This window comes from Chitinimonas sp. (assembly GCF_041904975.1).
Lineage (GTDB): Bacteria > Pseudomonadota > Gammaproteobacteria > Burkholderiales > Chitinimonadaceae > Chitinimonas.
The window spans coordinates 1-7,617 of sequence record NZ_JAYRLZ010000214.1 but is presented as its reverse complement, the minus strand read 5'-3'; the positions used below and the strand labels follow the sequence as shown (position 1 = coordinate 7,617).

General features: G+C 60.8%; 7 protein-coding genes and 1 other RNA gene. 3 read left to right on the top strand and 5 right to left on the bottom strand.

The genetic code is table 11. The annotated features are described in order from the left end of the window. A partial coding sequence (locus ACE3OH_RS16795; RefSeq protein WP_374355605.1) for a hypothetical protein occupies window positions 1–354 on the bottom strand: 354 nt, incomplete at its 3' end. A gap of 304 nt (window positions 355–658) precedes the next feature. Between ACE3OH_RS16795 and ACE3OH_RS16790 the strand changes: the two genes are divergently transcribed. The 3 genes from ACE3OH_RS16790 (at window position 659) to ACE3OH_RS16780 (ending at window position 4,458) form a co-directional block, all read left to right on the top strand. After that, window positions 659–2,086, top strand: a complete 1,428-nt coding sequence (locus ACE3OH_RS16790) for a coniferyl aldehyde dehydrogenase (RefSeq protein WP_374355602.1) — start codon at window positions 659–661, stop codon at window positions 2,084–2,086. 202 nt (window positions 2,087–2,288) lie between these two features. Further along, window positions 2,289–2,843 (top strand): hypothetical protein, encoded by a 555-nt coding sequence (locus tag ACE3OH_RS16785; protein WP_374355599.1) that lies wholly within the window; start codon window positions 2,289–2,291, stop codon window positions 2,841–2,843. Next, window positions 2,836–4,458, top strand: coding sequence for a GMC family oxidoreductase N-terminal domain-containing protein (locus ACE3OH_RS16780; RefSeq protein ID WP_374355596.1), 1,623 nt, complete (start codon window positions 2,836–2,838; stop codon window positions 4,456–4,458). Before ACE3OH_RS16785 ends, ACE3OH_RS16780 begins: the two co-directional genes overlap by 8 nt. Before the next feature lie 175 nt (window positions 4,459–4,633). On the opposite strand, the gene ACE3OH_RS16775 is transcribed toward ACE3OH_RS16780, so the two are convergent. The 4 genes from ACE3OH_RS16775 to ACE3OH_RS16760 form a co-directional block, all read right to left on the bottom strand. Further along, window positions 4,634–5,257 carry a TetR/AcrR family transcriptional regulator gene (locus ACE3OH_RS16775; RefSeq protein WP_374355593.1) on the bottom strand — a complete coding sequence of 208 codons (624 nt, stop codon included), beginning with the start codon at window positions 5,255–5,257 and terminating at the stop codon, window positions 4,634–4,636. Window positions 5,258–5,364: 107 nt separating this feature from the next. Beyond that, an RNA gene (gene ffs / locus ACE3OH_RS16770) (signal recognition particle sRNA small type) lies at window positions 5,365–5,462 on the bottom strand. 26 nt (window positions 5,463–5,488) lie between these two features. Continuing rightward, a complete protein-coding gene (locus ACE3OH_RS16765; RefSeq protein WP_374355590.1) occupies window positions 5,489–6,541 on the bottom strand; it encodes an EAL domain-containing protein in 1,053 nt (350 codons plus the stop codon). 340 nt (window positions 6,542–6,881) lie between these two features. Beyond that, window positions 6,882–7,617: asparaginase domain-containing protein (locus ACE3OH_RS16760; RefSeq protein WP_374355587.1), on the bottom strand; the 736-nt coding region annotated here is incomplete at its 5' end.

The following is a 7,617-nucleotide window of genomic DNA, read 5'->3' as shown; positions in this document are numbered from 1 at the left end:
AAACAGGCGTTTGGTCGATGCCGCCAGCAGGATGACCTTGGCGCCTTTGCGTTCTGCCCATTCGCAAGCAGCAATAAACTGGGCCTGGGCTTTGCGCCGGCCTTCCTTGGTCAGCATTTCCTCGGCTGTGACATAGATGCCGCGAACCCGGCCGGCGACACCGTTCAAATAAATACGTGGACCATTGGCATGTCCCTCGCTCGGCACCCAGTTGCCGAAATAGCGTTGCCGCTCATCCTCGTCGCGCAAATTGGTGATAAAGACCACATCGACCGTAGGCCTGCCGGTCAGCCATCGTGCAAAGGCACGCAAATCGAACAAGGCGACAAAAAAACGCCAGATATTGGATAGCATGGTGAGACTCCCTGAGTGGACCGCCGCGTCGTCATGCTGCGGCGAAGTGAATCGCACTATAGGGACCGGGCTTGCGTAGCTGAATACGTAAAACAGCGTAATTGCAGCGCAGCATGAGGGCAGGAAAAGCCGCGCCTGTTGCAGTCCGGCTACGGTCGCCGCCAGCATGGGTGCGGCATTGCGGCGCAATCGTATGCTTTTGCCGACGCTGCCCCAAAAACCGCAGCCCGACCAAGCGTTTGCTCTAAAATAGCCGCCAGCGCACCGCTCGAGTGCCGCACCCCATTGAGCCAGGAGACACCCTATGCAACCGGGATTCGAACCCCACGATAACCAGGCAGAAATTGCGCGACTGCAGGCGGTGTATCAGCTTCAGCGCGAGGCCTATGGTCGCGAGCCGTATCCCGATGCCGTGCTGCGGCGCGATCGCTTGGGCTGGCTGCGCCATATGCTGACCAAGCATGGCGATGAAATTGCTGCCGCAATTTCCGCTGATTTCGGCCATCGCTCGGCGCATGAAACCCGCACGCTGGAGATCTTCCCCAGCCTTGCCGGCATCGACCATATGCTGGGCAAATTGCGCAAATGGATGAAACCGCAGCGCCGTGGCGTGTCGATCTGGTTCATGCCGGCCAGCAATATGGTGATCCCGCAGCCTTTGGGCGTGGTGGGGGTGATCGTGCCGTGGAACTACCCGCTGTTTCTGGCGGTGGGCCCGCTGACCGCCGCACTGGCGGCCGGTAACCGTGCAGTCGTGAAGATGTCCGAATTCACCCCGCGCTTTGGCGAAACCTTTCGCCGGCTGATTGCCGAGTATTTCGACGAGGATGAAGTCTGCGTCATCAATGGCGGTGTCGAGGTTGCCCAGGCATTTGCCGGCATGCCGTGGGATCATCTGTTGTTTACCGGCTCTACCTCGGTGGGCAAGCAGGTGATGCGGGCGGCATCCGACAATCTGACCCCGGTGACGCTGGAACTGGGCGGTAAATCGCCGACGGTAGTAGCGCCCGACTATGCCATCGCCACGGCGGCCGAGCGCATTCTGCATGGCAAATGCCTCAACGCCGGCCAGACCTGCGTGGCACCTGACTATGTGTTCGTGAAGCGTGGCCAGGAGGCCGCATTTGTCGAGGCAGCGCGTGCGGTGGTGCAGCGCTGGTATCCGAATCTCCCTGCCAACCCCGACTACACCGCGGTGGTCAATGGGCGCCATCTGGCGCGTTTGCAATCGTATCTGGATGACGCCGCCGAAAAAGGCGCCCAGATAATCACGCTTGCCGATAACGACCCGGCCAGCGGCAAGCTGGCGCCGACCTTGGTGCTCAATGTCAACGACGGCATGCGGGTGATGCAGGATGAAATCTTCGGGCCAATCTTGCCGGTGCTGACTTATGAGCGGCTCGATGAAGCCATCGACTATATCAACGCCCATCCCCGACCCTTGGCGCTGTACTACTTCGATTACGATGCCCATCGCATCAAGCGCATGTTGGGGCAGACCATTTCGGGCGGCGTCGGCCTCAATGAAACGGTGATGCATGTCGGTCAGGATGACCTGCCGTTTGGCGGCGTCGGGCCTTCGGGTATGGGCCACTACCATGGCCGCGAAGGCTTCGAGACCTTCTCCAAGATGAAGCCGGTGTTTGCGCAGAGCCGCATCAATGGTGTCTGGCTGCTAAGGCCGCCGTATGGCAAGCGGGTGGAGCAGCTGTTGAAGCTGATGCTGCGATAGAAGGCACAGGGGAAATTCTCGTTTCTTATGCATCCGTCATGCATCGATGCTTGCGGGTGCAGCAAATCGGCTCGACAAACGGGTTTGCTGAATTGATTTTCTCGGCGCCCTCTGTGTACTCAGTGCCCTCTGTGTCAACTGAAGTTGCTTGGATTTTTTCGATAGTTCCGCAGGACTATCTGCCTTCCCATCACGAGTTTTCATGCTTAGCCGACGTCAATTGATCAAAACCGGCCTTGCCGGCGCGCTGCTGCTGGGCACGGCGCGCCTTGCCCATGGCCCCTTCCGGGCGGCTGGCATTCTGCCATTTGCCGATGAGCGCCATTTCCGCATTCTCGATGCACCAGGTCGTACGGCAATGGCCGCTATCGCCCGCGTCATGCTGGCCGATGCCCTGCCGACAGAATCCGCCTTGCGCCAGGCGGCGATTGAAGCAGCGGTACATGGCTGCGATGTGGCCATCGCCGGCTTGCCGCTGCTGGTGCAGGAAGAGGTGAAAGATCTGCTGGCCTTGCTCAATCAGCCGCTGAGCCGCCGCTGGCTGCTGGGTGTGCAGGCCGATTGGCTGGAGGCCGATGACATCGCCATCGCCAATTTCCTCACCCGGTGGCGCTATTCCTCGTTCAGCCTGATGCGCAGCGGCTATCAGGCCCTGCATCAGATCGTGTTTGCTGCCTGGTATGGCAGCACTGCTGCCTGGGGCGGCATTGGCTATGAGGGGCCGCCGGCCTTTATGAAGGATTTCTGGAATGCTTAGGGATGTGATTGCGGCGGGGCTGGCTTCCGGTCGCTGGGATGTGCGTGATGCAGCCATGCTGCAAGACAATTTGACCTTGAGCGCCGATGTGGTGATTGTCGGCTCGGGTGCCGGTGGCGGCATGGCTGCCGAAATCCTGGCACTGGCCGGCCTGAAAGTGGTGATTGTGGAGGAGGGCGCGCTGCGCTATGCCTCGCGCGACTTCAAGATGCGCGAAGCCGATGCCTACCCGGCGCTTTATCAGGAATCAGCCGGCCGGCAGACTCGCGACAAAGGGATCACTATCCTGCAGGGCCGCACGGTAGGCGGCTCGACCACGGTGAACTGGACCTCGAGCTTTCGCACCCCGCCGTCCACCCTGGGCTTTTGGCAGTCGCAGTTTGGCCTCAAGGCGTTGGGTGTCGAGCAGATGGCGCCGTGGTTCGCCAAGGCCGAGCAGCGGCTCAGCGTGATCGACTGGGCCGTCGAGCCCAATGCCAATAACCGGGTGCTGATGAAGGGGGCGGACAAGGTCGGCATCCACTGGTCGAAAATCCGCCGCAATGTGAAGGGCTGCCTGAATCTCGGCTATTGCGGCATGGGCTGCCCGGCCAATGCCAAGCAGTCGATGCTGATCACCACCATCCCGGCGGCACTGGATCATGGCGCCATCCTGTTGACCCATGCCCGCGCCGAACGCGTGTTGCACAGTGGCGACCATGCTAGCGGGCTGGCCTGCGTGGCCATGCAGGCCGATGGCATCTCGCCTTCAGGCAAGACCATTACCATCCAGGCCAAGACCGTCGTTCTGGCTGGTGGCGCCATCAATACGCCGGCCTTGATGCTGCGCTCCGGCCTGCCCGACCCGCATGGCTTGATTGGCCGGCGCACCTTCTTGCACCCGGTCAATGTGTCGGGCGCGGTAATGCCGCACAAGGTGGAGGGCTGGAGTGGCGCGCCGCAGAGCATCTACTCCGACCACTTCCTGCAAACCCAGGCCATCGATGGCGCCATCGGTTACAAGCTGGAAACGCCGCCGCTACATCCGGTGCTGACTGCCATCACCCTGTCGGGCTTTGGTGCCCAGCACCGTCAGATCATGAGCCAGTTTGATCGGCTGCAGGTGACGCTGGCCCTGTTGCGTGATGGCTTTCATCCGCAGAGTCAGGGCGGTACGGTGGGGCTAAAACGCGACGGCACGCCCTTGCTCGATTATCCGCTTGGCGACTTTGTGTGGGAGGGCATGCGCCGTGCCTACCTGACCATGGCCGAGCTGCAATTTGCCGCTGGTGCCGAGCGGGTATTGCCGATCCATGAGGATGCACCTGCCGGCGGCTATCGCAGCTGGTCCGAGGCCAAGGCGGAAATTGCCAGGCTGCCGATGGAAGTCCTGCGCGCCAAGGTGGTGTCGGCCCATGTGATGGGCGGCTGCGGCATGGCCGCCATGCCACAGGCGGGCGTTTGCAGCGATACCGGGCAGTTTCACCAGCTTGGTGGTCTGTTTGTCATGGATGGCTCGCTATTCCCGACTTCCATTGGTGCCAATCCGCAGCTGTCGATCTACGGCCTGGCGGCGCGCAATGCCAGCCTGCTGGCGCGCAGCCTGACCGGGCGTGAGGTGGCTTGGCCAGCCTGAGCATGTTGTGAGCGAATCGGGCCGTCTGCTGACGTTGTTTTTCCGCAAAGCTTCAGCCAGATGAGGCGGGAAAAGCCAGGGGCAGTAGCGCCTCTCCCATCAAGGGGGTAGGGGATGGGGTAAATGGCCTGAGCCGCGAAACCACGTCGAAAGCCCGAGCGCCTTGGCGCATGCCTCAGTACTGCGCTTCGATACCGGCAAAAACCTCGGCGAAGTCCGGTTGCACATAGGGCTTGAGCAGGGCCAGTACCTGGCGGACACCGAGCTTGCTGGTTTCTTCGCTGATCGGTGTGTCGGGGCGGATGGTTTGCCGGAACGGGAACCAGAATTTCACGATGATCCAGGCGTTGGTGGCCAAGGGCATGATGTCGGCAGGCGCCATATTGAGGAAGCCGATGGCGGCAAACTGGCCGAATGCCTGGGCCAGCAAGGGCGCCAGCTCGTGCTTGACGAAGGCGTGGTAGTCATCCTGCAAGGGCTGGTTGCGCGACAGCAGTCCGGGAAGGTCGTAGAACAGGAAGCGGTACTGCCACATGGCGGCGAATGAGGCATCGAGATAGCGCGCCAGGTCTTGCGGCTCGAGCACCCGCGTTTCCGGAATACGCAGATGTTCGCGCATGTATTCCTGATAATTGCGGAAGATCTGGTGGATGATCTCTTCCTTGTTACGGAAGTGATAGTAAAGATTGCCGGGGCTGATGCCGAGATGGGCGGCGATATGATTGGTGGTGATCGGCCGCTCGCCATGCTGATTGAACAGGGTCAGGCTTTCCTGAACGATGCGGTCGCGGGTTTTCATCGCATGCATGCCAAAGAGTAAGAATTGCGTAATTTTACGCCAATTCGAGCAATGGCTCTAAGCCAAATATGCAAATGGCAAGCGAGGGGGCTGTGACGAAAGGGGAGGGTGGCGAGCCCGACCCCCGGCACTTGCCTGCATCGCTGTGGCTGCTTCCTTCCGGACCTGACCAGGTTCACGACTTGGCAATGCGGGGAGACCCGCCATGGACAACATTGAACGCCAACGCGATCAACTGCCGGAGTCTATCACGCTTGTCGGCTTTTCGTCGAATGCCAGATGGCCCAGCCAATGCAGATCGCCGCACAGCACATGCGGCTTGCCGTCGATCATCAGGCCGATGGACAGGGTGACGCAGGCCAGCTCACCGGCGATCGACAGATAAGGCCGCGATACCTGCAACTCGCCAAAGCGCTTCATGGCCAGGCGGAAGTAGTGGCGCCGCGACCAGACAGCACCTTCCACATTGTTCAGTGGCGCAAAGCGCAACGGGTTTTCATTTGCCAGCTCGTTCAGCATGAAGCTGCCGGACTGGTGGCCCTGTCCATCGAGCATGAACAACCGGATGGCCGCAGGTAGCGCCATAAAACCCTGACCGGCAAGGTCGAGCGGCTCGCCATCACTGATGCGCGCAGCGGCCTTTAGCATGCCCGAGGTATAAAGCGACATTTGTTGCTGGTTGTGCTCGATCTCGCGCTGCATGGCGGCGCTGAAGTCCTGCCATAGCGCTTCGAACAAGGGGTTGGGCTCGTCGGTGGGTACCAGGCTGGCAGCTGGCATGCCGAAGTAATAGCCCTGTACCAGATCACAATCGGCTTCAAGAGCCAGCATTGCCTCGGCATGGCTTTCAATACCCTCGGCCAGCACCAGTGCGCCTGCTTCATGCAACAGGTTGACCAGACCCGGCAAAATCTGGCGCGCTTGCAGATTATTGCTGGCATCGGCAATCAGGCTGCGATCGAGTTTGACGATATCGGGCCGCAAGCGCCAGATTCGGTCGACATTGGAGTGTCCGGCACCAAAGTCGTCGATGGCGATCAGGCAGCCCATATCGCGGAAGTAATCGACGGCATGGGCCAAGTGCCGGTGACTCTCGATCGCCGTTTCCAGAACTTCGACCACCACTTTTTCGGCGGGCAATCCTAGTGTGGACAGCAGCTCGGGAAAGAAACGCCCGTACTGCCCGGCGTGGGCAAACGCATTCGGTTCGGCATTGAGGAATAGCCATTGCGGTGGCGCATCGGCCGGGCTGGGCTGATGGCAGAAATTGCGGCCATGCAGCAAGCGCGATAGCCGGTCCAGTGTACCAGCTCTTGCTCGCTCTTGGCCGAGGCAAACACGGTGTAGGGCGATATAGCCTTGCCGTTTTCATGCCAGGCGCGCATCAAGCCTTCATGCCCCACCACCCGGCGATGGGCAAAGCTGTAAATCGGCTGGAAGTGGCTATGCAGCACAAAGCCGTGGTGGTGCGCCACAAATTGGCCCGATGCCTCCTCGAGCAGGTTTTGCAAGGCTTGCAAGGTGTAGGGCATGGTGTCGGCCATGATCTCGTTATGGCGTCCAGAGCGGCGCGCTCTGCTGATTTCTGATTCTGGATCACCGCTCGCCGGATTGCTGGCCGCTTTCAGCCGGCGGTCAATTCTCCGCGTAGTGACAGGGGGATCCGTTCGCCATGGCCCAGCACATCGCCGGCGCGTGATAGCAGGAAGTACAGCTTGCACAGGGCTGCTTCCGGCGTCATATCGCGCCCCGATACCAGGCCGGCGCGTGCCAGCGCCGATCCGGCTGCGTAGTCATCCATATCTACCCGGCCGGAGATGCACTGGGTGCAATTGACCAGCACGGTGCCGCGCTCTACCGCTTGGGCGAATGCCTCCATCAGGCCAGTGTCGGCATCCGGTGCATTGCCGCTGCCATAGCTTTCCAGCACCACGCCGGCTGGCGCGCTGGCCAGCACCGATTCGATCATATGGGTGGTGCGCCCCGGATACAGCTTGATGCCGACGATATCCAGCCGCGGATTGATGCTATGGGCAAAAAAGGCCTCGCGGGGCTTGGGCAGGCATAGCGCCGGATTGAACTCGTACTCGCCCTGCACCCGGCCGAGAATCGGATAATTGGGCGAACCAAAGGCGCCGATTTCCGCACCCCACAGCTTGCGGCTGCGGTTGCCGCGTAGCAGCAAGCGATTGAAGGCCACGCACACCTCGTGCAGCCCAGACTCGCAGGCCCAGTGAAAGGCATCGATCAGGTTCTGCTCGGCATCATTGGGCTGCTCTGCCAGTGGCACCATTGAACCGGTGACAACGACTGGCTTGGCCAGGTTTTCCAGCATGAAGCTGAGTGCCGATGCGGTATAG